The sequence below is a fragment of the Novosphingobium sp. PY1 genome, assembly GCF_017312445.1.
Taxonomy (GTDB): Bacteria; Pseudomonadota; Alphaproteobacteria; order Sphingomonadales; family Sphingomonadaceae; genus Novosphingobium.
This window is the reverse complement of the sequence record NZ_BLTI01000008.1, coordinates 716,211-740,759: the sequence shown is the minus strand read 5'-3', so window position 1 is coordinate 740,759 and position 24,549 is coordinate 716,211. Positions and strand designations below refer to the sequence as shown.

The 24,549-nt window shown below is 63.6% G+C and carries 21 protein-coding genes; 3 read left to right on the top strand and 18 right to left on the bottom strand.

What is annotated here, in order from left to right; all coding sequences use genetic code 11:
- Positions 1-51 precede the first annotated feature (51 nt).
- From J3474_RS14890 to J3474_RS14860, 7 genes are all read right to left on the bottom strand, one after another.
- On the bottom strand, positions 52-1,896 hold the full coding sequence (locus J3474_RS14890) for an ATP-dependent endonuclease (RefSeq protein ID WP_242528421.1): 1,845 nt from the start codon (positions 1,894-1,896) through the stop codon (positions 52-54).
- Positions 1,897-2,201: 305 nt separating this feature from the next.
- Positions 2,202-3,062, bottom strand: coding sequence for a hypothetical protein (locus tag J3474_RS14885; protein ID WP_207094684.1), 861 nt, complete (start codon positions 3,060-3,062; stop codon positions 2,202-2,204).
- A gap of 533 nt (positions 3,063-3,595) precedes the next feature.
- Positions 3,596-4,108, bottom strand: coding sequence for a septal ring lytic transglycosylase RlpA family protein (locus tag J3474_RS14880; RefSeq protein ID WP_207094683.1), 513 nt, complete (start codon positions 4,106-4,108; stop codon positions 3,596-3,598).
- Positions 4,109-4,240: 132 nt separating this feature from the next.
- The gene (locus J3474_RS14875; RefSeq protein WP_013832970.1) at positions 4,241-5,458 is read right to left on the bottom strand and encodes an argininosuccinate synthase; all 1,218 of its coding nucleotides are present in this window, start codon (positions 5,456-5,458) and stop codon (positions 4,241-4,243) included.
- A gap of 99 nt (positions 5,459-5,557) precedes the next feature.
- Complete coding sequence (locus J3474_RS14870; RefSeq protein WP_207094682.1) at positions 5,558-6,820, bottom strand: cyclopropane-fatty-acyl-phospholipid synthase family protein; 1,263 nt, start codon at positions 6,818-6,820, stop codon at positions 5,558-5,560.
- Positions 6,821-6,953: 133 nt separating this feature from the next.
- Positions 6,954-7,709 carry an SDR family oxidoreductase gene (locus tag J3474_RS14865; protein WP_207094681.1) on the bottom strand — a complete coding sequence of 252 codons (756 nt, stop codon included), beginning with the start codon at positions 7,707-7,709 and terminating at the stop codon, positions 6,954-6,956.
- 180 nt (positions 7,710-7,889) lie between these two features.
- Positions 7,890-8,273 (bottom strand): glycine zipper 2TM domain-containing protein, encoded by a 384-nt coding sequence (locus tag J3474_RS14860; RefSeq protein ID WP_041558887.1) that lies wholly within the window; start codon positions 8,271-8,273, stop codon positions 7,890-7,892.
- A 156-nt stretch (positions 8,274-8,429) separates the two neighbouring features.
- Here J3474_RS14860 and J3474_RS14855 point away from each other — a divergent pair, with 156 nt between their 5' ends.
- Entirely contained in the window at positions 8,430-9,269 is an 840-nt protein-coding gene (locus J3474_RS14855; RefSeq protein ID WP_207094680.1) for a PhzF family phenazine biosynthesis protein, read from the top strand.
- 21 nt (positions 9,270-9,290) lie between these two features.
- Here J3474_RS14855 and J3474_RS14850 read toward each other — a convergent pair whose 3' ends face one another.
- The 8 genes from J3474_RS14850 to hutI all read right to left on the bottom strand — a co-directional run bounded on the left by J3474_RS14850 (position 9,291) and on the right by hutI (position 18,947).
- Positions 9,291-11,057: a bifunctional diguanylate cyclase/phosphodiesterase gene (locus J3474_RS14850; RefSeq protein ID WP_207094679.1), complete on the bottom strand. Its 1,767-nt coding sequence runs from the start codon at positions 11,055-11,057 to the stop codon at positions 9,291-9,293.
- A 25-nt stretch (positions 11,058-11,082) separates the two neighbouring features.
- Positions 11,083-11,547 carry a response regulator gene (locus J3474_RS14845; protein WP_242528420.1) on the bottom strand — a complete coding sequence of 155 codons (465 nt, stop codon included), beginning with the start codon at positions 11,545-11,547 and terminating at the stop codon, positions 11,083-11,085.
- On the bottom strand, positions 11,540-12,988 hold the full coding sequence (locus J3474_RS14840; protein ID WP_242528419.1) for a PAS domain S-box protein: 1,449 nt from the start codon (positions 12,986-12,988) through the stop codon (positions 11,540-11,542). Before J3474_RS14840 ends, J3474_RS14845 begins: the two co-directional genes overlap by 8 nt.
- 231 nt (positions 12,989-13,219) lie before the next feature.
- The gene (locus J3474_RS14835) at positions 13,220-13,711 is read right to left on the bottom strand and encodes an asparaginase domain-containing protein (protein WP_007011799.1); all 492 of its coding nucleotides are present in this window, start codon (positions 13,709-13,711) and stop codon (positions 13,220-13,222) included.
- Between the two features lie 40 nt (positions 13,712-13,751).
- Complete coding sequence (gene hutU / locus J3474_RS14830; RefSeq protein ID WP_207094678.1) at positions 13,752-15,419, bottom strand: urocanate hydratase; 1,668 nt, start codon at positions 15,417-15,419, stop codon at positions 13,752-13,754.
- Positions 15,416-16,225 carry an N-formylglutamate deformylase gene (gene hutG / locus J3474_RS14825; protein ID WP_207094677.1) on the bottom strand — a complete coding sequence of 270 codons (810 nt, stop codon included), beginning with the start codon at positions 16,223-16,225 and terminating at the stop codon, positions 15,416-15,418. The genes hutU and hutG overlap by 4 nt, the downstream gene beginning before the upstream one ends.
- A complete protein-coding gene (gene hutH, locus J3474_RS14820) occupies positions 16,222-17,751 on the bottom strand; it encodes a histidine ammonia-lyase (protein ID WP_207094676.1) in 1,530 nt (509 codons plus the stop codon). Before hutH ends, hutG begins: the two co-directional genes overlap by 4 nt.
- The gene (hutI, locus tag J3474_RS14815; protein ID WP_207094805.1) at positions 17,748-18,947 is read right to left on the bottom strand and encodes an imidazolonepropionase; all 1,200 of its coding nucleotides are present in this window, start codon (positions 18,945-18,947) and stop codon (positions 17,748-17,750) included. Before hutI ends, hutH begins: the two co-directional genes overlap by 4 nt.
- An 89-nt stretch (positions 18,948-19,036) precedes the next feature.
- On the opposite strand from hutI, the gene J3474_RS14810 reads away from it, so the two are divergent.
- Both J3474_RS14810 and J3474_RS14805 read left to right on the top strand, forming a co-directional pair.
- Positions 19,037-20,401, top strand: coding sequence for a formimidoylglutamate deiminase (locus tag J3474_RS14810; protein ID WP_207094675.1), 1,365 nt, complete (start codon positions 19,037-19,039; stop codon positions 20,399-20,401).
- Positions 20,398-21,105 carry a GntR family transcriptional regulator gene (locus J3474_RS14805; RefSeq protein WP_207094674.1) on the top strand — a complete coding sequence of 236 codons (708 nt, stop codon included), beginning with the start codon at positions 20,398-20,400 and terminating at the stop codon, positions 21,103-21,105. Before J3474_RS14810 ends, J3474_RS14805 begins: the two co-directional genes overlap by 4 nt.
- A 49-nt stretch (positions 21,106-21,154) precedes the next feature.
- Here J3474_RS14805 and J3474_RS14800 read toward each other — a convergent pair whose 3' ends face one another.
- From J3474_RS14800 to J3474_RS14790, 3 genes are all read right to left on the bottom strand, one after another.
- Positions 21,155-22,006, bottom strand: a complete 852-nt coding sequence (locus J3474_RS14800) for a TorF family putative porin (RefSeq protein ID WP_207094673.1) — start codon at positions 22,004-22,006, stop codon at positions 21,155-21,157.
- A gap of 304 nt (positions 22,007-22,310) precedes the next feature.
- Positions 22,311-23,843: a SulP family inorganic anion transporter gene (locus J3474_RS14795; protein ID WP_207094672.1), complete on the bottom strand. Its 1,533-nt coding sequence runs from the start codon at positions 23,841-23,843 to the stop codon at positions 22,311-22,313.
- Positions 23,840-24,529, bottom strand: a complete 690-nt coding sequence (locus J3474_RS14790; protein ID WP_207094671.1) for a carbonic anhydrase — start codon at positions 24,527-24,529, stop codon at positions 23,840-23,842. The genes J3474_RS14795 and J3474_RS14790 overlap by 4 nt, the downstream gene beginning before the upstream one ends.
- Positions 24,530-24,549: the final 20 nt, after the last annotated feature.

Genomic DNA, 24,549 nt, shown 5'->3' with positions numbered 1-24,549 from the left:
TCAAATGACGGTGGAGGGGCGCAAGTTATTTTAATATCCTGCCCATATGAATTAGGTGATTTGAGAATTTTTATCTATTAAATTTTCCGCCGCTTGGAAAATTTTATCAAATTCCTTGAAATCATCATCGTTAAGAGTTGGGACAATTTTTTCGGCGAAATATTTCTTGTTACCTGAAACGCGCATCTGCCATAATTTAGTCCCATCCTCTTGTTTTAGCTCAACAGCGCCTAGCTTATGGATGATTTTAATAGGTACAAGCGAAAGTTTATTTCCCTCAATTTCTTTTCGGACGGCTGTCTCAGGGAACATCAATTCCAAACACAAGGTGTGGCTATCTTTAAAGGCAGGCTCAAATTCCGGCACGGGTAATAGCATTGCATGTGCTTTGCCGCTTGAAGAAGATTTTATATCTTCGTTCGAATGAATCTGTGAGAAGTTCTTATCTAACTTCCACGCCTTCAAACCAGAATCGTCCCTGTCAAATAATCCAATAACTGTATGTGGGTGATCTGGTAAAATTGAACGTAAACAACTCGCTAGTTGATCTGCCCCCCCTGCTTCGCCCTCATCATCATCGACAACGCTGCATGATTTTATTTCGAAAGGGCATTCGTTTTGTCGAAGGCGCTTCCAAGCTTCCTGTAATACTTTCACATCATTTCTACCCTCGGTCAAAATGACGGGCTTTTGAAGTGCTTTTAGCTCTTCGATTTTCTCTTCAGCTAAATCCTGAAGTTTCTCGGTGTGCAAAATCTTCTCTTCTAACTTCTGCCTCAAAGAGTCCATAAGTTGAATATGGCCGAGTTCATTCGCAATGATTATATCAGGATCTTCATTTTTTATGTCATCTATGTTTTGGTTGGTTAATCTATGTAATTTCGTGTCTGATCCGGATCGTGAGGCAAGGAAAACGGCCTGATTTTCATCATTAATATCAATAAATGCAGGAGAGTGTGTCGTTATGAATATTTGTGCATTCTTCGAATAATTTTGACCCATGGCTTGGGACAGTTCGAAGGCCCGGCGGTACTCCATCGAGTTTTCGGGTTCTTCAAACCCCCAGATGTGCAACTTCCCCGACCTCTCAGCAATGTAGTTCATAATTGCTGGAAGAAAGCGAACGCGAACGCCATCGCCACGATTATCTAGCGATACGTGATCTCCAAATTCGCCATCTGTATTAACTTTGAATGCTCGGAATAACTGTCGATAGTCCGATGGTAGGGCTATTCTTGCTGCTATTCCTGTTTTTTTCTTGAATTCATCTCTAAGTTCTTCCGCCGTATTTTGAAGTTCGGCGTTGAACTTCTCTAGCTCGGTGTCTAGGCTAGACGTTGAGCTATTACTCTGATTGACGAGAACAAACTGAAGTTCATCTAAAACTGAAGAGAAAAAATCCCTATCTTTGATTGCTGGAACATAAGTGAATACTATTGATCCCAGAAATCTTTGGAGACTTCCTTCGGCCTTCGTCAAAGTTGTTTGAAGTTTTCCGCTTTTTATCGCTTTGTCTAGGTCGTTGTCGATCCTGGTTGGGATGGCGCTGTCTTTGAACCAAGTTTTCCGAACTTTAAATCGATCAGGTAGAGTCTTTTCAAAAGCGCCAACACAATTAAATTCAATTTCTATCTGTATAAACTGCCTGCCTTTAACGGATTCCTGACGAACGACATTGAGTCGGGAGTGTGAAAACTCATCGTAGAAATCTATTTTTCTATCGCGATCATTGGTTTCATGGAAGAAAAGCTTCAAAGCTCTTATTACATTGGATTTTCCAATATCGTTTCCGCCAGTTATGACGTTCACCTGTTTTAGGTCGCGCAGTCGTTCATTATTTATGGATCGGTAATACTTAATAGAAATAGATCGAACTAGATTCTCAATTTTTCTCATAGCCCAAGCCGTGCATCACTCTGGAATATTGTCACTGTGTGGGAATCTGTATTTGCTTAAAATACTTTAGGCTCTGTTACCCACAGAATGGAATGCCAAGCAGAGTCCGCATGACCAAGTCAGGTGTTTCTAAATTGTAATCACTTTCCTACACACCCCCACATGCCATAAATACCCCGGTTCACCCCGGCGCGGGCCATTCGCGCCGGTCCTGATGCTCCAGTTCGAGGGGGTGAACCATGTCCGACAGTTCCAGTCCAGCCACGCCCGGCGCGCCGCATGGCGCGGCTCCGGGTTCCGGCCCGTCATCCGGTCCCTCTGCGGCAATGGCAGGCGACACTGCGCCGCCCACGCGCTTCGGGCGGGGGTGGATACCGGCTTCGCGCGATATCGGCCTGCCGTCCGACGATTGGCCCGCCTCCGCTTGCCCTGACCATTTCGACCGGGATTGCGGCGCCGGGGCGGCCTCGCTGTTGTCGGCCTCGTCCTTCGGGCAGGCCCGGGGCTGCGTGCAGGGGGAACGGGACGGGCAGGGGGATGGAATGCCCACCCCTGCCCCCTCCGCCAAGCGGGAGGGGGACGGCGTGCCCCACAACGGCTGGAGCGATGCGCGCAAGGTTGCCTTCCTCCACCACCTTGCCGACCGGGGCGATGTGCGCGCGGCCTGTGCGCAAGTGGGGATGAGCCGGACTTCCGCCTATCTCCTGCGGCGGCGCGATGCGGTCTTTGCGCAAGGCTGGTCCGCCGCGCTGCTTCTCGCGCGCACCCATGCCGAGGAAGTGCTGGCGACCCGCGCGATCGACGGGGTGGACGAGGCGGTGTGGTTTCGCGGAGAGCTGGTCGGGCGGCGGCGGCGCTACGATTCCCGCCTGCTGCTGGCCCACCTCGCGCGGCTGGACCGGCTGGCCGAGCAGCACCACGTAAGCGAGCAGGCCGGTCGCTTCGATGAAGTGCTGGCGCTGCTCTCGGGCGAGGCGCCGGACGCGGACTTTTTCCAGCCTCCTCTCGATCCGGCGCTCGATCCGGCGTTCGATCCCATGCTGGACGAGGCCGCGCCCGATCGGGTCCTGCCGCTCTCGCGCCGCGACTATGTCGATTGCGCCCCGGCGGACCCGGAAGGGGCCGGACAGGACTGGGACGCATGGCAGGCCCGCGCCTGCGACCATGTCGACGCAGTGCTGCGGCAGGCCCGGCAGGAGCGCGAAGCGGACGTGCGCGAAGGGCAGGGCGTGGTCGCCTGGGACGGCTGGATCGGGCCGGGGCTGGACGATCTGCCAGCCGAATTCGCCTCTCCCGATGCGGGCGGGCAGGACTGTGGCGGCGATGCGGATGACGCGCCGCCGATGGAGTACAAGTCGCTGGACGGGCCCGCGCCGTACCTCTCTGGACAGTGTAAACCGTGTAAACCTGCAGGGCCTTGCGGCGTCTTTCGAAAAATCCGCAGGCGCCGGGAACGGATTGCCGGGGCCGATGTTATCGCAAGTGAAGGCCGGCGCGGTGATGCTCCCACCCCCCTCCCACCACCGCGCTGGCCGACTTTTCGCGGTGAGGGATCTGCCGAAAGCGCGCAGGCTTTTCACAGGGATGCGGGGCAGGGCCGGTTAGGGCGTGATGCGCGTTCAGGCGCAGGACCCGCTCAGGCAGAGCCTGTCGAAGCCCCCCGATGCAAAAGCCCAGCGGAAAACCGAAAGAAGAAGGCTCAGTTGGCCAGGAGCGCCAGTTCCACGCGGCCCTTGCCGGCGCGGGTCAGGCCGATCTCGTCCGCGGCGGCGCGGCTGAGGTCGATCACGCGGTTGCCGTGGAACGGCCCGCGGTCGTTGATGGTGACGATCACTGAATCGCCGGTCGCCTCGTTGGTCACGCGCACCTTGCTGCCGAAGGGCAGGGTGCGGTGCGCCGCGGTCAGCGCCTGCGGGTCGAACAGGTCGCCGCTGGCGGTGCGGTTGCCGGCGAACTGGCGGCCGTAGTAGCTCGCCATGCCCGAACCGATCGGATCGAACTCGGGCGCGTCGATTTCGGCGGCGGCGGGGGCGACATCACCGGTCGTGACGGTGGAAGCGGCGGGCGCGGTCAGCGCCGGTGCGGCCTGCTGCGGGGCCAGCTCGGGCACGGCAACGTCGGCGGCGTGGATGGGGCCTGCAAGCGGAAGCGTGACCAGTGCCGCAAGCGCGACAAGCAGGTTTGCTTTCCGGTTGCCCGGTCGAACTGCCAAGATTCCCCACTCCGTCCCGTTTCAGGTGTGGGGGACTCCTACATGCCGCAACGCAAAAAGGGGACTCATGCAAAAGCGGCCCGTCGCGCTTTGGCAACGGACCGCCGGAATGTGTTAACCGTTTGAGAGGATTCAGGAAGCGTCGCGCTGGGCCAGCAACCGCAAACGCAGGGCGTTGAGCTTGATGAATCCGGCGGCGTCCTTCTGGTCGTAGGCGCCCGCATCGTCCTCGAACGTGACATGGCGTTCGGAGTACAGCGAATCGGGCGACTTGCGGCCGACCACCGAGGCCATGCCCTTGTAGAGCTTGAGCCGGACGGTGCCGTTGACGCGCAGCTGGCTGTGGTCGATCGCGGCCTGCAGCATCTCGCGCTCCGGAGCGAACCAGAAGCCGTTGTACAGCAGTTCCGCGTACTTCGGCATCAGCTCGTCCTTGAGGTGCGCGGCGCCGCGGTCGAGCGTGATCTGCTCGATCCCGCGGTGGGCAGCGGCGTAGATCGTGCCACCCGGCGTCTCGTACATGCCGCGCGACTTCATGCCGACGAAGCGGTTCTCGACGAGGTCGAGGCGGCCGATGCCGTGCTTGCGGCCCAGCTCGTTGAGCTGGGTGAGCAGGGTGGCCGGGCTCATCGCCACGCCGTTGAGCGCGACGCCGTCACCCTTGTCGAAGTCGACGGTGATGTATTCCGGCTGGTCCGGCGCATCCTCGGGATTGACGGTGCGCGAATAGACGTAGTCGGGGGTCTCTTCCCACGGATCCTCGAGCACCTTGCCCTCCGACGAGGTGTGCAGGAGGTTGGCGTCGGTCGAGAACGGGCTTTCGCCGCGCTTGTCCTTCGGCACCGGGATCTGGTGGGCCTCGGCCCAGGCGATCAGCGCGGTGCGCGAATTGAGGTCCCACTCGCGCCAGGGAGCGATGACCTTGATGTTCGGATCGAGCGCGTAGGCCGACAGCTCGAAGCGGACCTGGTCGTTGCCCTTGCCGGTTGCGCCGTGGGCGACGGCGTCGGCGCCGGTCTCGTGGGCGATTTCGATGAGGCGCTTGGAGATCAGCGGACGCGCGATCGAGGTGCCGAGCAGGTAGTCGCCCTCGTAGCGGGCATTGGCACGGAACATCGGGAAGACGAAATCGCGCACGAATTCTTCGCGCAGGTCGTCGATGTAGATGTGCTCGTCGGGAATGCCCATGAGCTTGGCCTTGGCGCGAGCGGGTTCAAGCTCCTCGCCCTGGCCGAGGTCGGCCGTGAAGGTCACGACCTCGCAATTGTAGGTGACCTGCAGCCACTTGAGGATGACGCTGGTATCAAGCCCACCGGAATAGGCGAGGACGACCTTCTTGATATCGGACATGACGCTTGCGAGCTCCGCTGGAATCGACGCTGGAATTGCGACGCGCGCCTAACAGCGGGGGCGGTTCGGCGCAATGCCAGTGTTAAAAAGCGCCCGCAATCACCCGGCGCGAAGCAGGTCCCTTTCGCGCGCGGCCATGTAGTCGCGGGTGAGGGGCAGGGCCCGCCGGCTGCGGGTGTACTGGATCTGGTAGTTGCACATGCTCCCGCTCTCGAACGCGGCGGTGGCGCCGGCGAGGTAGAAGATCCACATGCGGTAGAAGCGCTCTCCGTAGAGGCCGACGATCTCGTCCTTGTGGGCGACGCAGCGCTTGTACCATTCGCGCAGGGTCAGTGCGTAGTGCAGGCGCAGGTTCTCGACGTCGGCGGCGATCAGGCGATAGCGTTCGCTGGCCGAGACGGTTTCGCTCAGCGCGGGGATGTAGCCGCCCGGGAAGATGTACTTGCGGGTGAAGGCGTCGGTGGAGCCCGGGCCGCCCATGCGCCCGATGGTGTGCAGCAGCATGATACCGTCGTCGACGAGCAGCTTCGCGCAGTCCTGGAAGAAGCGGTTGAACTGCGCCTGCCCGACATGCTCGAACATGCCGACCGAGACGATGCGGTCGAACTTCTCCCCCTGGGCCGCAAGATCGCGGTAGTCGACCAGTTCGAAGCGGGTTCGGTCCGCCACGCCCGCGGCCTCGGCCCGCTTGCGCGCGAGGGCAAGCTGTTCTTCGCTCAAGGTGATGCCAAGAACCTGAACGTCGGCATGCCTTGCCAGGTAGATCGCCATGCCGCCCCAACCGCAGCCAATGTCCAGCACCCGCTGGCCGGGAGCAAGCGCGAGCTTGGCGGCGATATGCGCGAGCTTGACCTCCTGTGCCTGTTCCAGCGACATGCTGTCGCTTCCGTCCGCATTCGGCCAGTAGGCGCAGCTGTATTGCATGTGGTCCCGATCGAGGAACAGCGTGTAAAGGTCGTTGCCGATGTCGTAGTGGTGGGCGACGTTGGCCTTGGCGCGGGCGGCCTTGTTGATGCCGTCGATTACGGTGAGCGCGCGCGTTCCGATCTTCTTGAGTCTCGATCCTTCGCCGAAACTGCCGCCGCGATCCCACGGTCGATTGGCGCGCAGGAGCTGGACCAGTTCCATGATGTCGCCGCGCTCAACCAACAGCTGACCGTCCATGAAAGCCTCGGCAGCGCCCAGTCGCGGGTCGAGGATGATCTTGCGCTCGGCTATGGGATCGGTGAAGCGCACGGCGACTTCGGGAAAACCGGGTTCCGGCGAGCCTTTGCGCGTCCGGGTGCCGTCCGAATAGGTGATTTCGAGAATGCCCTTGCGAACCGCCTTGCCGAGAAATCGTTCGAGCAACATCTTCGACATATGCTTATGATCCCGTTGGATAATTCTTTTACCTACGGAGCCTGAACCTGTCGCAGTGCGAATGGTTCCGGGCCATGAGGGCAGCGTAGCCGGCAATTGGCCATTGGCAAGGACTTATCCGGAACCAGCTACGCTATTGCCGGGCGAGGAACAGAACATCGCGCTCCTGGGCGAGAAGGTGCTGGCCGGAATCGACGAACACGGTTTCTCCGCTCGCAAGCCAGCCCTGCGCCAGGAACAGGGCCGTTTCGGCAATGTCCTGCGGCGTGGTCTTGCTACCCAGCAGGTTCATGCGGTGGGACACTTCGGTTTCGGCTTCGGTCTGGTCATGACTGGCCAGGATGGCCCCGGGGGCAATGCCATAGATGCGATCCTCGGCATGGGTGCGGGCCATCGACAGCATCGGAATGGTTGCGGCCAACGCATGCTTGCTCATCGTATAGGAAAAGAAGTCCGGATTGGGGTTGAGCAGCTTCTGGTCGGTGACATGGATCACCCGTCGCCCGCCCTCTGCCTGCGCATGGCGCAGATAAGCCTGGGCAAGCAGCGCCGGGGTGCACGCATTGACCTGCATCGCCTTGGCGAAGGTGGACGTGTCGAGCGCCTCTGCCGTATCGAGATCGAACACACCTGCGCAGTTGATCAGCACCCGCCAGTCCTGGAGCCGGGCGGCAAGGCTTTCCACCAGTGCAACGGCGGCCTGTCCATCGCCCAGGTCGCAGCTGACGATTTCGGCGGAAGGAAGCTGTCCCTCCAGCGCCTCGGCCTGCGCCGTCGACTGGCCGTAGTGAATTACGACGTGCCAACCGGCGGCTCCGAAGGCACGCGCAATGGCCGCGCCGATCCGTTTCGCGCCGCCCGTCACCATCATCGTCGGTCGCATGGTCATGTGGCTTCAGGAATGTCGTTTTGGGTCATCGGCCTTATTGGAGCATATACAGCCGGCCGGGGATAGCGCTGGAATTCCAGTCCTTCGCAACTATCGCTGCGCCAGATGGACGCAAAGCGAAAGGGCGCCCCGTCGGTTTCGACGGGACGCCCCATGCGTCTTGAGGCAATGCCGCTCAGGTCAACGGCACTTGAGATCGCCGCGGTCGATGGTGCGGCCGAGCAGGCCGCCGGCAACGCCGCCAAGGATCGCTCCAAGCGTCTTGTCGCCGTTACCCGCCAGTTCGTGCCCGGCGAGAGCGCCGACGCCGGCACCGATGATCAGACCGGTCGTACCGTTGTCACGGCGGCAGTAATAGCGGCCATCGCGTCCTCGCCAGACGCGGTCGCGGCGCGTGATGCGACGCGGTTCGTAATAACGGCCGCGCGAATCGTACATGCGGTGATGGCGTTCCTTTTCGCGATAGCCGTGCGCGGGTGCCCACGGCGGCGGATCGGCAGCGGCCGGCACGGCCGGGATCGCCAAGGCGGCGGCCGTGAAAGCCAGAATGGATTTCTTGAACATTGCGTCCTCCTGCAAGTGCCTGTCTTGAACCTTTGAATTGCTTTTTGGTTCACCTGAACCCAACGCCGGATGAACGGTTCGTTGGGTCGCCGGGACTGGAGACAGACCGATGTAATCCTGCGATGAAGTGAACTGCAATGATGAAAGGTTCATTAGGTGCAAATCGATCTCGTCGATGTCTTTGGGTCCGGACCGCTGAGCGGCAATCCCCTGGCCGTAGTGCGCGGAGCTGAGGATCTCGAAGCCGACGCGATGTTGAAGTTGACGCGATGGCTCGGCTATTCGGAAACGACCTTCATCCTGCCGCCGACCGACACCGCCGCCGATTACCGCCTACGTATCTTCTATCCGGCGGGTGAGCTGCCTTTCGCCGGGCATCCGACGCTGGGCACGGCCCATGTTTGGCTTGCCTCGGGCGGTGTTCCCAAACATGCGGGCAGGATCATGCAGGAATGCGGCATAGGCCTTGTCGAAGTGCGGCAGGATGCCGACCGGCTGGCATTTCGCGCACCGGACCTGCTGCGCACCGGACCGCTGTCGGACGAGGACCGGGCCGAAGCCATCCGCCTTACCGGTGTGGCGGAAGACCAGGTGATCGCAGCCGTGCATGCCGATAACGGACCGGGCTGGAAGCTCCTTCACCTCAAGTCAGCCGAGCAGGTGGTGGCCGCAAACCCGGTGCCGCGTGCGCCGATGCCCACCGATGTCGGCCTGCTTGGCGCCTGGGGGCCGGGGCACGACAAGCAATTCGAAGTGCGGGCCTTCTTCGCCAATCCGACCGAGGCGATGGTGGAGGACCCGGTGACGGGAAGCCTCAATGCCGCGGTGGCGCAGTACCTGTTCGGGCAAGGCCTGGCGAGTGGCAGCTACCTTGCCGGACAGGGGCAGAGGACCGGTGCCGACGGCCATGTCCACTGCTCGCAGGAAGCGGACGGCTCGATCTGGGTGGCCGGGCGCGTGGAAACGGTAGCCCAAGGCGCGGCCCTGAGTTTCTGATCGTACCGGTTGCGGCTTGATTCATGCGCGCAGCCGGTGTTGCGGCGTTGCGTCGCCGCGCTGGGTCATCCAGGGCAGGACATCTTCGTAAGGCATGGGGCGGCAGATCCCGTATCCCTGTCCGGCGTTGCAGCCCAGGGTGGTGAGCAACTGCTGTGTTTCGGGTGTTTCGACGCCTTCGGCCACAAGCGAGATGCCGAGGTTCTCGCAAAGCACGACAAGGCTGTTGACCAGAGACTGGTCGAACCGGCTTTCGGTGAAGCGCGAGATGAATGAGCGGTCTATCTTGATTTCGCTGATGGAAAATTCGCGCAAGTAGCCGAACGAGGTGAAGCCCGATCCGAAGTCGTCGATGGACAGGCCAATTCCGTTTTCGCGCAGCCTTTCGATCACGCGCTGTGCCTGAGCCGGATTGGCGATCAGTGCGGTCTCGGTGAGTTCGAAAATCAGACGCCGTGGATTGACGCCATGGCGGGCGATCAGCTGGGGCAGGTTCTCGATGAATTTGGCCCTTTCGAGCATCCGTGCCGATATGTTGATCGCGATGGTCGCCTCGTCGATCCGGTCCTGGATCTGCGCGAACTGACCCAGCACCTTGTTGAGGCAATGGTTGGTGAAGGATTCGAGCAATGGCGATTGCTCGACGGTGTGGATCAGCTGGTCGGCAGGCACCGGCGCCCCGGTAGGATGGCGCCAGCGCACGAGGACCTCGAAACCGAGGACTCGTCCCGATCGCAATTCGACCTTGGGCTGCCAGTGCCAATCGACGGCGTCGCATGACATCGCGTTTTCCAGTTCCTCCAGCATACCCTTGCGATCCAGCGAAGGGCCCGGTCGTGTCTGGCTGTCGGTGGCTTTCACGACCTTGTCGATGCCGCGCTTGGCCAGGTACATCGCATCGTCGGCCGCCGAGAGCAGGGTCTGCGCGGCAGTGCCCATCTCGGGGCAAAGGGCGATGCCGATCGATCCCCCCACGTTGAGCATGTGGTTGCCGCAGGCGACCGGCTGTTCGATCAGGTCGGTGAGCTTCCTGCCCATCTTCAGGGCCAGTTCGGTGGAATCGATGGCCTGCAGGATGACGGCAAATTCGTCACCCCCAAGTCGCGCGACCGTGTCCACTTCGCGCAAATGACTGCGCAGGCGCTGGGCGATCACGGTCAGGGTCAGGTCGCCGGCGGCATGGCCGAGGCTGTCGTTGATCTCCTTGAACCGGTCGAGATCGACCATCAGTACGGCAAAGGAATCGCCATGGCGCCGGGCGCGGGCGCAGCACTGGCCGAGCCGGTCGAAGAAAAGGGTGCGATTGGGCAGGTCCGTCAGCGGATCGTGCAGGCTGCGGTGGGTCAGTTCCTCTTCCGCTCGGCGCAGCTCCTGCCGGTACTTGCGCCAGGCAATCCCTTCCTCGATCGAGGCAAGAACCTGTTCCTGCGAGAGCTGACGCTTGGCGAGGAATTCGGTCATGCCGGACTTGATCGAATCCACCGCGATCTGTTCGTTGCTGTTTCCGGTCACGGCGACGATCGGACAGTCGGGATCGATTTCGTCACGGATCGCGGGAATGAGATCGCGTCCGTCACCATCCTGCAGGCCGAAGTCCAGGAAGACGATGTCGAAGTGGCTGGCCGGCTTGCGGATAAGCGTCATCGCTTCGGCATGCGATGTGGCTTCGGTGATGGATATGTCGCGTGGGCAGCGCCTGAGCATGCGGATCAGCCGTTCACGATCGACGTCGTCGTCATCGACGATCAGGGCGGACAGGCCGTTGCCGGTCTTGGAAAAGCCTTTCATCGTGGGGGTCCTTGAAAGCCTGCTCTTACGGGAGTTCCTGGGTCAAAGTGTACTTGGTCATGAACTCCGCAAGGCGGGCGAACTGCGGCCCGACCTCGGACTTGACCATGTATCCGGCCACCTGCTCGTTGTAGGCGCGGCAGCGGTCCTGATCGCGCGAGGAGGTGCTAAGGACGAAGATCACCGTGCGCCGCAATCGCGTGTCCGCGCGTACGGCTTCGAGGAACTGGAAGCCGTCCATGCGCGGCATGTTGAGGTCGAGCAGGACGATCACAGGCGTCGTCAGCTTCTTGTCGGGGTGATCGCCCGAGAGTACTGCCAATGCTTCGCTCCCGTCTCCGGCCGTCAGCGTCTTGCAGGGGACGTGATGCTTGCGAAAACTTCGTAGCACGCCTTCGATGGCGACATCGTCGTCATCGACGATGAGGACCGTGCAATCGGCCAGTGCAGCACGGTCATCGGCCTCGGCCATTTCGCCGGTTTCAGCCATTGTCCCTCTCCCGCAGCAGGATTCGGGGCCAGTGTACTTCGAAGCAGGCACCGGCCAGTTTGCCCTTGCCGCGCACGACGGTGATCATTCCGCCATGCGCGTTGATCATACGCCGGGTGAAGGCGAGCCCGACGCCGTCACCGTCCGTGCCGGGAGAAGCGCGGTGGAACAGCTTGAAGATGCGTTCCTCGTTGCCCTCGGTTATGCCGCGACCGTCGTCTTCAACGGTGAAGACGGCGAAGCGGCCTTCTTCGCGCAAGGTAATGCGCAGATTACCGCAGCGCTGGCCGTGGTGTTTCACGGCATTGCCGATCAGATTGCGCAAGGAGGTGGCAAGGGGGGCGCGCGGGGCCGTTATGGGGCCGCCGGCGATGTCCAACTCGACGCTGAAGCTTTCCGGCACCATCGCATGAGCGAGCGCCTCCGCGACCAGTTCGTGCGGATCGATCACTTCGATCATCGTATCTGGGGTGCCGGCCCGGGCATAGTCCAGCAGGTCATCGATCATCTGCTCGGCGCGAGCGATGCGCGTGGCGATGCGATCGAAGTTGTGGCGCACGTCATGCGGGAGCTTGTCTTCGCCCAGATCCTCGCGGATCCAGCTCACCAGGTCGCCAATACCGCGCAGGGGGGCACGCAGATCGTGGCTGGCCACATAAGTGAATTCCTCCAGCTGGGCATTGGTCTGCTGCAGTGCGCTTTCAGCGCTCTTGCGCTGCGAGATGTTGCTGACGATCGCCATGGTCAGCGGCCGGTCGGGCTGTTCGAGCCGGGTGAGGGCGATTTCGACCGGCAGTTCCTCACCGCAGCTGTGCAGGCCGGTCAGATCGCGCCCCGAACCCATCATGCGCGAGCTGGGCGCGGCGATGTAGCCATCAACGTGGCTAGCGTGACCATGGCGATAGCGGTCCGGCACCAGCAAATCGAGCGGCTGGCCGACGAGGCTCTCCGGACTGTAGCCGAACTCGTCTGCCAGCGTCCGGTTGACCTGGACGATGCGCTGCCGGTCGTCGACAAGCAGAAGTCCGAGCGGCAGATTCTCGAAGATCTGGCTGAAACGGCGTTCCGCGGCGACTTGTCGCATGAGGCTCCGGACGTAGACGATGGTGTGCTGACCGGCAGAGCCGGGACCGTCTCCCAGCGTCAGGTCGACCGGATGGTTGTTGCCGTCGATGTCAAGAAGCGCGGACTGCCATGTGCGGCCGCTGCTGGCCTCGACCGACATGTCCAGCATCTGGCGCAGCGTGTCCGCGTCGTCGTCGGCCATCCGGGCATAGATCAGTCCTTGGTGCAGCGAGGCAGGATCGCTTTCCCCGAGGATCGCGGCGAGGGCGGCATTGGCCCAGGAGACGACGCCGGTATCGTCAACGCACATGGCACCGATCGGTGCGCGGGCCAGCGCTGTCTCCAAGCCTGTATCGAGCCGTGTCACGAGAGTCATCGACGCTCCCTTCACCATGTCGACCGGGGCACGGGAGGGTGCGGGGCGACGTATCTGCCGTTGCCGACAGCGGGGGAGAAGGCGAAAGTCGTGAGCGGCCACGGCCTGCGCCTCCTATCTGCAGGCTAAGGGCCTACTTATTGGAGAGGCGCGAACGGGTCGCTCCGGATCTCTGCGTATTCTGAGGGAAGATGGGTCCGTTTCGGTTCCGCGGCGGACCTAAGGTGTCAATCAGACCTCGACGAAAGTGCCTGCCTCACGATCCTTGCGGACCTTCAGGCCATCGAAGACCGACCCGTTCATCGTGATCCAAACCCCGGGGCTGGCCGCCTGACAGCAAGCGAAGGCCATGCCAAGGTTGAACGCGGCATCGCTCTCCGAAAACCTTGCCGGGGCCAGCGCGCCAGCCAGCACGACAGTCTTGTCGGTGAGGTGCGCCAACGCCTGCGCCGTTACAGCCATCGTGTCGGTGCCGTGGGTAACGACGACGCGCTTCTCCGGCGCATTGGCAATCGTCGCGGCGATCAGTGCGCGATCCTCGTCAGTCAGCTCGAGGCTGTCCTTGCGCATCAGTTCGACGATCCGGAACGGATGCGTCACGCGCGCGATCTTCAGCAGCTTCTCGATCACGCTTTCGGTGATCTGGTACTCGCTCAGCGCGTCGAAATACTGCTTGTCGATGGTGCCGCCGGTGGTGACGACGAGAATGGGTGACCTGTCCATGGCGGAGCCTTTAGCCGGGGATGAGCGGGATAGGCAATCGTCAGCCGAGAATACCGGGCAGGTCCAGTCCCTTTTCGCGCGCGCAGTCCAGCGCGATCTCGTAGCCTGCATCGGCATGGCGCATAACGCCGCTGGCCGGATCGTTCCACAAGACGCGCTCCAGACGCCTCGCTGCCGCGTCGCTGCCGTCGGCGACGATGACCATGCCGGCATGCTGCGAATAACCCATGCCGACGCCGCCGCCGTGATGTAGCGAGACCCAGGTTGCACCGCTGGCGGTATTGAGCAGGGCGTTGAGCAGGGGCCAGTCCGAAACCGCGTCCGAGCCGTCGCGCATGGCCTCGGTCTCGCGATTGGGGCTGGCGACCGAACCGGAATCGAGGTGGTCGCGGCCGATCACGACCGGGGCCTTGAGTTCGCCGCTCGCCACCATCTCGTTGAAGGCAAGTCCGAGCCGGTGCCGATCGCCCAGGCCGACCCAGCAGATGCGCGCTGGCAGGCCCTGGAAGTGGATGCGCTCGCGCGCCATGTCGAGCCAGCGGTGCAGGTGGGTATCGTCGGGCAGCAGTTCCTTCACTTTGGCGTCGGTCTTGTAGATGTCCTCCGGATCGCCCGAAAGCGCGGCCCAGCGGAACGGGCCGACCCCGCGGCAGAACAGCGGGCGGATATAGGCGGGGACGAAGCCGGGGAAGTCAAAGGCGTTCTCGACGCCTTCGTCCTTGGCCATCTGGCGGATGTTGTTGCCGTAATCGACCGTGGGCACGCCCGCTTCATGGAAGTCGAGCATCGCGCGAACGTGGGCCGCCATGGAGGCCTTGGCGGCCTTGGCCACCGCTTCGGGTTCGCGTTCCCGGCGCTCGACCCATTCGGCGACGGTCCAGCCCAGGGGCAGGTAGCCATTCACCGGATCGTGGGCGGACGTCTGGTCGGTGAGCAAGTCGGGGCGGATGTCGCGCGCGAACATGTCGGGCAGCACCTCGGCGGCATTGCCGAGCAGGCCGACCGAGACGGCCTTGCCTTCGGCGCGGGCCCTTTCGAGAATCGCCATGGCATCCTCGATGGTTGCGGCGCGATGGTCGAGATAACCTGTGCGCAGACGCATATCGATGCGGCTTTCCTGGCATTCGATGGCAAGGCAGGAAGCCCCAGCCATGACCGCTGCGAGCGGCTGCGCGCCGCCCATGCCGCCAAGACCGGCGGTAAGCAGCCAGCGCCCGGTGAGGTCGCCGCCATAGTGCTGGCGGCCCATTTCGACGAAAGTCTCGTAAGTGCCCTGAACGATGCCCTGGCTACCGATGTAGATCCACGAACCTGCGGTCATCTGGCCGTACATCGCCAGTCCCTTGCGATCGAGTTCGTTGAAGTGCTCCCAGCTCGCCCACTTCGGTACGAGGTTCGAATTGGCAAGCAGCACGCGCGGCGCATCGGCATGGGTGCGGAACACGCCGACCGGCTTGCCCGACTGGATCAACAGCGTCTCGTCGTCCTTGAGGCGGCGCAGCGTCTCGACAATGCGGTCGTAGCTTTCCCAGTCACGTGCGGCGCGGCCGATGCCGCCATAGACAACCAGTTCTTCGGGACGCTCGGCCACGTCGGGGTGCAGGTTGTTCATGAGCATGCGCAAGGGCGCTTCGGTGAGCCAGCTTTGCGCAGTGCGTTCGGTTCCGGTCGCAGGGACGATCCGGCGCGAATTGTCGAGGCGGGTCATGATCTTCCTTTCGCGAAGTCTAGGCAGGCTTGGATGATCCGGTGCAGCACGGGCAGGACGGCGGGCTGCGTGCCAAGCGGGGCGGGCCAGTTGTCGGGCGAGGGCGCCTCGGGCTCGGTAAGGTAGCCGCGCATCGCGAGTTCCATCTGGATCGCGTGAATGCCGATGTCGGGCGCGCCGTAGTGGCGGGTGGTCCAGCCACCGCGAAAACGCCCGTCGACAACATGGCTGTGCCCGCTGGCAGCGCAGATCGAGGCGACGGCCTCGCGTAGCGCCGGAGAGCAGGTCGCACCGCCATTGGTGCCCACGTTGAATTGCGGCAGCTCGCCTTCGAACAGGCGCGGCACGCGGCTGCGGATGGAGTGGGCGTCGTAGACGACGATGTCATCGTGGCGGGTGCGCAGGCGATAGATCTCGTCGCGCAGGGCCGCGTGGTAGGGATCGAACCAGTTCGCCCGGCGCCGTGCGATTTCGGCTTTGTCGGGCCGGGTGGCCGAATAGAGAGGCTCACCGTCGAAGGTTTCGGTCGGGCACAGGCCGGTAGTCGCCTGGCCAGGATAGAGTGAGAGGCCGGAAGGATCGCGATTGCAGTCAATCACCGTGCGCGACATGGCGGTGCGGATCGTCGTCGCGCCCATGTCGCGCACGAAGGCGTAGAGCTGCGCGATGCGCCAGTCGGCATCCTTGCGCGCCAGCCAGGGCGAGCTCAGGCCCGCCTCGATGGCTTCCGGGATCGCAGTGCCGCCATGCGGAAAGCAGACGATCAGCGGTGCATCGCCGCGGTCTATGTCGAGCCAGTCGCTCATGCCACGCCCGGCAGCTCGACGCCTGCCGCCGCGATGATGGCGCCCGAACGGATCAGCGCATTGGCCGCTTCCAGGTCGGGATGGAAATGGCGGTCCGGGCCAAGCGCAGGGACCTTTGCGCGCACGGCGTGCCTGACTGCCTCCAACGCCTCGCTCGATTGTAGCGGGGCATGGAAGTCGCATCCTTGCGCGGCGGCCAGCAGTTCGATGCCGACGACAGCGGTGGCATTGCGGGCCATGGCCACGAGGCGACGACTCCCGTGCGCAGCCATCGAGACATGGTCTTCCTGGTTGGCGGAAGTCGGGATGGAATCGACGCTGGCGGGATAGGCGCGCTGCTTGTTCTCGGAAACGAGCGCGGCGGCGGTCACTTGCGGGATCATGAAGCCGGAGTTGAGCCCGGGCTCGGGCGTCAGGAAGGCGGGCAGGCCGGACAGCGCGGGATCGACCAGCATGGCAGTGCGGCGTTCGGAAAGAGAGCCGATCTCGCAGATGGCCAGCGCGATCATGTCGGCGGCGAAAGCGACCGGCTCCGCATGGAAATTGCCGCCCGACAGCGCCTCGTCGGTTTCAGGGAAGATCAGCGGATTGTCCGAGACGCCGTTGGCCTCGATGGCAAGGGTCCCGGCCGCCTGCCGCAGCACATCCAGCGCGGCACCCATGACTTGCGGCTGGCAGCGCAGGCAGTAGGGGTCCTGCACGCGTATGTCGTTCTCGACATGGGAGGCGCGGATCGCCGAACCGGACATGAGGCAGCGCAGGACATCGGCGGCGGCGATCTGGCCGGCATGGCCGCGCAACGTGTGGATGCGATGATCGAAGGGCGCGTCCGATCCCTTGGCCGCCTCGGTCGATAGGGCGCCTGCGACCAGTGCGGATTGCAGCAGGCGTTCGGCCTCGAACAGCCCCGCAAGTGCCCAGGCGCAGGAGAACTGCGTGCCATTGAGCAGGGCGAGACCCTCCTTGGGGCCAAGCTCGGCAGGTTCCAGTCCGGCATCGGCCAGCGCCTTTGCGGCTGCCATGCGTTCACCGCGCGCGAAGACATCGCCCACGCCCAGCATCGTTGCCGCCATGTGGGCAAGCGGCGCGAGGTCTCCGCTCGCGCCGACCGACCCCTGACAAGGCACGACCGGTGTGATGTCCCTTTCGAGCATCGCTTCGAGCAGACCCGCCGTGCGTGCCGAGATGCCCGATGCGCCCTGGGTCAGGCTGGCGAGCTTGAGAGCGAGCATCAGCCGGACGACTTCGACGGGCGTCGGCTCGCCCGTACCGGCGGCATGGCTCAGGACGATATTGCGCTGCAGCTTGGCAAGGTCGGCATCCTCGATGCGGATGCTGGCCAGCTTTCCGAAGCCGGTGTTGATGCCGTAGACCGGCTCCCCGCGCGCGACGATGCGGGCCACGGCCTGCGCGCCGCGGGCAATGGCCTCGTTCGCCCCGGCATCGAGGCGGACACGCGCCCCCCGGTAGATGGCGCGCCAGTCGGCCAGCGGAACGCTGCCGGGCTTCAGGGTAACGATATTCACTGGCCTCTCCGAATGCGGGCGTGAAGGGGATTGAAGCCGATGCGGTAGACAAGCTCGGCCGGGGTCTCGATGTCCCAGATTGCCAGGTCGCAGGCCTTGCCTGCCTCCAGCGTGCCGATCCTGTCGCCCAGCCCGAGTGCGAGGGCCGCATGACGGGTAACGCCGAGCAGGCATTCCTCGACAGTCATGCGAAACAGCGTCGCCCCCATGTTCATCGCCAGCAGGAGCGACGTCATCGGCGATGTGCCGGGGTTGCTGTCCGTAGCAAGCGCCATGGGTACGCCCGCGCCGCGCAAGGCTTCGATCGGCGGAACGCGGCTCTCGCGGGTACAATAGAAGGCTCCGGGCAGCAGGGTGGCGACAGTGCCTGAACCGGCCATCGCGGCGACGCCGGCATCGTCGAGCCATTCGAGATGGTCGGCCGAGAGTGCTCCGAAACCTGCAGCAAGGGCTGCACCGTGCCGGTTCGACAGCTGCTCGGCATGGAGCTTGACCGGCAGGCCGGCCCGGCGCGCCGCCTCGAAGATGCGCCGGGTCTGCGCGGGCGTGAAGCCGATGCTTTCGCAGAAGGCATCGACGGCATCGGCCAGCCCTTCGGCGGCAAGCGCAGGGATCATTTCGCGCACCACGGTATCGATGTAGCCATCGGCATTACCGGCGAATTCCGGAGGCAGGGCGTGGGCGCCAAGAAAGGTTGTCGTCACGCCGACGGCGCGTTCGTCGGCAAGTCGGCGGGCAGCGCGCAGCATGCGCCGTTCGGCATCGAGCGAGAGCCCGTAGCCCGACTTGATTTCGATGGTGGTGACGCCTTCGGCGATCAGCGCGTCGAGGCGGGGCAGGGCACTTGCGACCAGTTCGTCCTCGCTGGCGGCGCGCGTCGCCGCCACGGTCGAGACGATGCCGCCACCGGCGCGGGCGATCTCCTCGTAACTCGCACCGGCGAGCCGCAGTTCGAATTCCTGCGCGCGGTTGCCCGCGTAGACAAGGTGCGTGTGGCAATCGATCAGGCCCGGGGTGATCCAGCGACCCGCGCAATCGACCGTCTCGACAGCTGCGAAGTCCGGAGCCTGCCTGCGCGGTCCCGCATAGGCGATATTGCCGCCGCGCACCGCTACGATGCCGTCTTCGACCACGCCGAGACCGGGTCCGGCCATCGTCGCCAGACGCGCATTCATCCAGACCCTGTCGCACTTCACGAGAATCGCGGCCTCCATTTCGAGAGTGAAATCTTGGCATGGACGTGCAATAATGTATAGACATTAAATCGAGCCGATGGAGTCGCGCCATGAACACGGAAACGGTGCTGCATTTCGAACGCCTGCTCCTGCCCGGCGGCTGGCAGCGCGCCGTGCGTCTGGTGCTCGAGGACGGGTTGATCGTGTCGATCACGCCCGATGCCGCGCCGCGGCCCGGCGACAGGCGCCACGCCATCGGACTGCCCGGCATGCCCAACCTGCACAGCCACGCCTTCCAGCGCGGCATGGCAGGCGCTGCGGAGTATCGCGGCGAGGGTGAGGACAGCTTCTGGACCTGGCGCGAGGCGATGTACCGCTTCGTCGATCGGCTCGATCCCGAAGCGATGCTGGCTATCGCCGCGCTCGCCTACATGGAGATGCTGGAGGCGGGCTTCACCCGCGTTGGCGAGTTCCATTATTTGCATCACGATCCTTCCGGCCATTCTTACGAAGAACCGGCGCGCATGGCGGCAGCGCTTGCAGAAGCCGCCGCCGAGACCGGGATAGCGCTTACGTTGTTGCCGGTTTTCTATGCGCAGGCAGGCTTCGGCGGGTTGCCTGCCTCACCTCGGCAACGGCGCTTCGTTACCGATCCAGAGAGTTACGCGCGGCTGCTTGATGCCTCGCGGCACGCGCTGGCGGGATTGCACGATGCGCGCCTCGGTATCGCCCCGCATTCGCTGCGTGCGGTCACGCCCGCCGCATTGGCCGAGGTGACCGCGCTGGGGCATGATGGCCCGGTGCACATTCATATCGCCGAACAGCAGCGCGAAGTGGACGATTGCCTTGCCTGGAGCGGTGCGCGGCCGGTGCAGTGGCTGCTCGACAATGCCGAGGTCGGACCCGACTGGTGCCTCGTCCACGCAACCCACGTGAACGAGGCGGAGTGGAGGGGCATGATCGGCAGCGGCGCGATTGCGGGGCTTTGCCCCATGACCGAGGCGAACTTGGGCGACGGCATCTTTCCCGCTGCCGCAGCGTTGGCAGGTGGGCTGGGCTTTGGCATAGGCTCCGATTCCAACATCCGGATCGACATGACCGAAGAACTCCGCCTGCTCGAATATGGCCAGCGCCTCTCGCACCATGGCCGCAACTGCCTGACAGAACCGGGCGGAGGATCGACCGGTCGGTTCCTGTATCATGGTGGGGTGGCTGGCGGTTCGCAGGCACTGGCCGCTCCAGCGCCGCTTGCCCCGGGATCGCCGGCCGATCTGGTGAGCCTGCGCGCCGATGCGCCGTCGCTGATCGGGCGCAGCGACGATGCGCTGCTCGATGCCTTCGTATTTTCCGCCGGACAGGGCGCTATCGAAAGCGTGTGGCGGCGTGGTTGCCGGATCGTACGGGATGGCCGCCATGTCCGGCGCGGTGCGATCGTCGATCACTTCGCGCTAACCCTCAAGCGGCTGACGCAATGACACTGCCGCTGGGCGAACGCATTCGCGCCGAAGTGGAGGCGCGCATCGTTTCGGGCGAGCTGTCTCCGGGAGAGCGGCTGCCGACCGAGGCGGACCTGATGGCACACTACGGCTGTTCGCGCATGACGGTGAACAAGGCGCTGTCCGCGCTCGCTGCCGCCGGACTGATCGAGCGGCGCAAGCGTGCCGGCTCGTTCGTGTCCCGGCCTCGGGTGCATTCGATGGTGCTGGACATTCCCGATCTGGCCGAGGAGATCGCGGCGCGGGGACAAGTGCACCAGTATCGCTTGCGCAAGCGCGAGATCACCGAAGGGCCCGACAGTCCTTTCGGGCCGGAGCGAGGGCGGGTGCTGTCTCTGGCAGGGGTTCACTACGCCAACGATGCGGCTTTTGCTGTCGAGCATCGCCAGGTCGACCTGACGGCAGTGCCGGATATCGAATTCGTCGATTTTGCCGAGCAGGCGCCGGGGTCATGGCTGCTGCGGCACGTGCCCTGGGACGAAGCCGAGACGCGCATTGCAGCGGAAGGTGCGGATGCTGAAGTGGCAAGCTGGATGGAGGTTGTGCCCGGTACGGCAACCTTGCTGGTCGAGCGCAGGACATGGCGCGGCAAGGACAGCATCACTTTCGTGCGCCAGCACTTTCGCGGAGATCTCTACGATCTGGTCGCGCGCTTCGGCCAGACGGGCGCGCGGCGAAGCTAGAGGGAGATGCCCGCCCGGACGCGCATCGCATCCGGGCGGGACATCAAGGTCAGAAGCCTGCCGAGATCGAGAACAGGATCGTCGAGTCGGCGATCTTCGAGCCGTCCTTCGACGAGGCGAAGTTCGGCTGCAGGTAGGCGGCATCCGAGCTGGAGATGTCGGTGTCGACATAGGCGACGCCCAGCGTCACCGGGCCGAGCGCGAGATCGGCGCCGAGCGACCAGTCGAGGAATTCACCGGTCGGCGCGATGCTCGTGCCATTCGGGCCAAGGCCCGAGTTGCCGTTGGAATAGCCCAGGTGCGCGCTGAGCGTGAGCGGCGTATTGGGCACACCGACGCTGGCATCGGACCAGATGTAGACGTTGTCCGACTTGGCACCCGGATTGTCGGGGATGCCGGCGTTGTAGCTGGCGGCGTTGTTGTAGACCTTGCCGAGCGCCTGCTGCTTGGGCGCGTAGGCGACGCCGACGAGGAAGTCGGCCGGGCCGAACGTGGTCGAACCCTTGACGTAGACTTCGGCGAAGTCGGTATCGGAGGCGCCGCCCGGATACATGAACCAGGTCATGCCGACGTCGACGTTGAGGCCGCTGGCGATTTCGGTGGCATAACCGGCGTAGAGGTCGAGCTCCATGTTCGAGCCGCCGAAAGTGCCCCAGCCCGAGAGATTGGACGCCCAGGTGCCAGCGTACAAGCCGCTCTCATGTTCGACGTTGATGCCGCCCTGTACTGCCATTTCCTCGTCGGTCTGCGAAACGCCGCGGAAACGGTAGTCGGAAACGAGAGCGACTTCGCCCGAAACGGTGATCGGGCCGGGAACTTCCTGCGCAAGGGCAGGGGACGCCGTGCCGAGCAGGCTGGCGGCGGCGAGACCGGCAACGCCGGAAAGCAGACGAAACGTCATATTTGGAACACCCTCATGTTGACTTGTGTCTTCGTGTTCCATCCTGCGGTCACCTCGTCGCCTGTCGCTGCGTGGCGCAGGCGTATCGCGATGACCGTGTCGACATTATTTGCGCAAGTTGTCCGCAGCCTTGCCTTTCCGTGACAAAGTGTTTCGCATCTGCAGCATGGAGATTCGGGCGCCGGGGTCCCTTGCCTGTCTGTGGGGCTTGCCCGAACAAAGAAGCGGGCGGACACACTTGCGTGTACCCGCCCGCAGATGGCAGCCGGACGTGGAGGTGTCCGACTGCTCAGGGTCAGTTCTATCAGGTCGCCAGCGGCAACGGCTTCAGGATCGAGGCCGGGCCGGTTACCTTGTCCTTGTGGCCGCGCTGTCGCCGGCGGGAGATCCACTCGCTGAGCGTTTCCGCCGTTGTGTGGTCCATGGCGCGCACCCGATCGAGATCGAGGTGGACGGGCCGGTCAGCGGGCTGGCGCTCCAGCACCGCATTGAGCCGTGTCAGGCCGAGGAAGGTGGCCGCGCCGTGCAGCTCGAGACGCGGTCCGGCCTCGTCCTCGTGCTCATGGACCTTGAGGCCGAGGTTACGGCCGTGGGGCAGGAGTTCGACCAGCGACAGGCCAAGGCCGACAAGCACGCCGGTCAGGAGGTCGGTGCTTACCACCAGGATGAACGTCACTGCCCAGATCGCTGCCGGCAGGTAGCCGTGGGCCTTGAGCAGGTGCTGGACATGCTTCAGGCTGACGAGGCGCCAACCGGTAACGACGAGCACGCCGCCCAGCGCAGCCATCGGCACTTCGCGCAGCAGCCAGGGCAGCAACGCGACGAAGCCGAGGATCCAGACACCGTGCAGGACCGTCGACAGGCGGGTCTTGGCGCCGGCCTGCACGTTGGCAGAGCTTCGCACGATCACACCGGTCATCGGCAGCGCGCCGACCATGCCGCACAGGAAGTTGCCGATGCCCTGCGCCCGCAATTCCTTGTTGTACTCGGTACGCACGCCATCATGCATGCGGTCGACCGCGGCGGCCGAGAGCAGCGTTTCGGCGCTGGCGATGAAGGCGATCGCCACGGCGGCGACGATCAGGCCAGGATTGGCAAGCGGGGCGAACCATTCCGCGCTGGTGGGCAGCGCGAAGGCCGCACCGATCGAAGCAGGTACCTCGATCCGCGCCACGCCCAGGCCCAGCATCCATGCCACGGCGGTGGCAGCGACCACGCCGAGCAGGGCGCCCGGAACGAGAGCCATCGACTTGGGGCGCAGCTTTTCCCAACCGAGCATGATGACGATGGTCAGCAGGCCAAGGCCCAGAGCCAGCTCGGTGGCGGACACGCTGGAGAGATCGAGACCCAGAACCCGGGCGGGCATCATCGCGATGTTCTCCAGCCCGCTCGACATCGGCTTGGCGTCGAACAGGATGTGGAACTGGCCGATGACGATCAGCGCGCCGATACCGGCGAGCATGCCGTGGACGACGGCCGGGCTGATCGCGCGGAACAGGCCGCCCATCTTGAGCGCGCCGGCCACCAGCTGGATCACGCCGGCCAGCAGCAGGACCGGGCCGAGCGCTTCGAGGCCGTTTTCGCGGACGAACTCGAAGACGATGACGGCAAGGCCTGCTGCAGGGCCGCTGACCTGCAGCGGTGAACCGGCGAAGAGGCCCACGATGATGCCGCCGATGATACCGGTGACGAGGCCCTTTTCAGGCGGCACGCCCGAAGCGATGGCAATGCCCATGCACAGCGGCATGGCAACCAGGAAAACCACGATCGAGGCCGTGAAGTCGCGCGCGAAGAAGGCAAAAGGCCCATTGCGCGTTTCGGCGGCAGCGCTGCTCATTCCGCGGCCTCGGCCAATTCGGTGGCGATGCGGGTGCGGGCCTTGAGCGCGACGGGCAGTTCGCGATCCTCGCGCAGGGCCACGAATTCGCCGGAATCGCCGTCGAGGCCGAGGACCTGGCCGGCGTGGATGTCGACAAACCAGCCATGGAGCGACATTTCGCCGCGCGCGATAGCTGCCGCGACCGATGGATGGGTGCGCAAGTGGGCGATCTGCGCGATCACGTTCTCGAGGCTGATGGCGCGCACGCGCTCACGCTCGCCCAGTTCGGGGTGGCAGGTGGTCACGATATGCTCGGCCGCCGAACCGTGGCGCAGCCATGCTGCGACATTGGGCATCTTGTCGAGGCCGACCGGGTTGCTCAGTGCCTTCATCGCGCCGCAATCCGAGTGGCCGCACACGATGATGTCGCGCACGCCGAGGGCAGCGACGGCATATTCGACCGTGGAGGATACGCCGCCGTTCATCGTTGCGAAGGGCGGGACGATGTTGCCGGCATTGCGGCAGACGAACAGGTCGCCGGGCTGGGCCTGCATGATCTGCTCGGGGACGATGCGCGAATCCGCGCAGGAAATCATCAGCGCCTTGGGCTCCTGGCCCTGGGTTGCCAGCTTGCCGAACAAGTCGCTGCTGGCGGGGAAGATCGTCTTCTCGAAGCTGAAGACGCGACCGATCAACTCGTTCACGTTGATTACCTTTCCTTGGG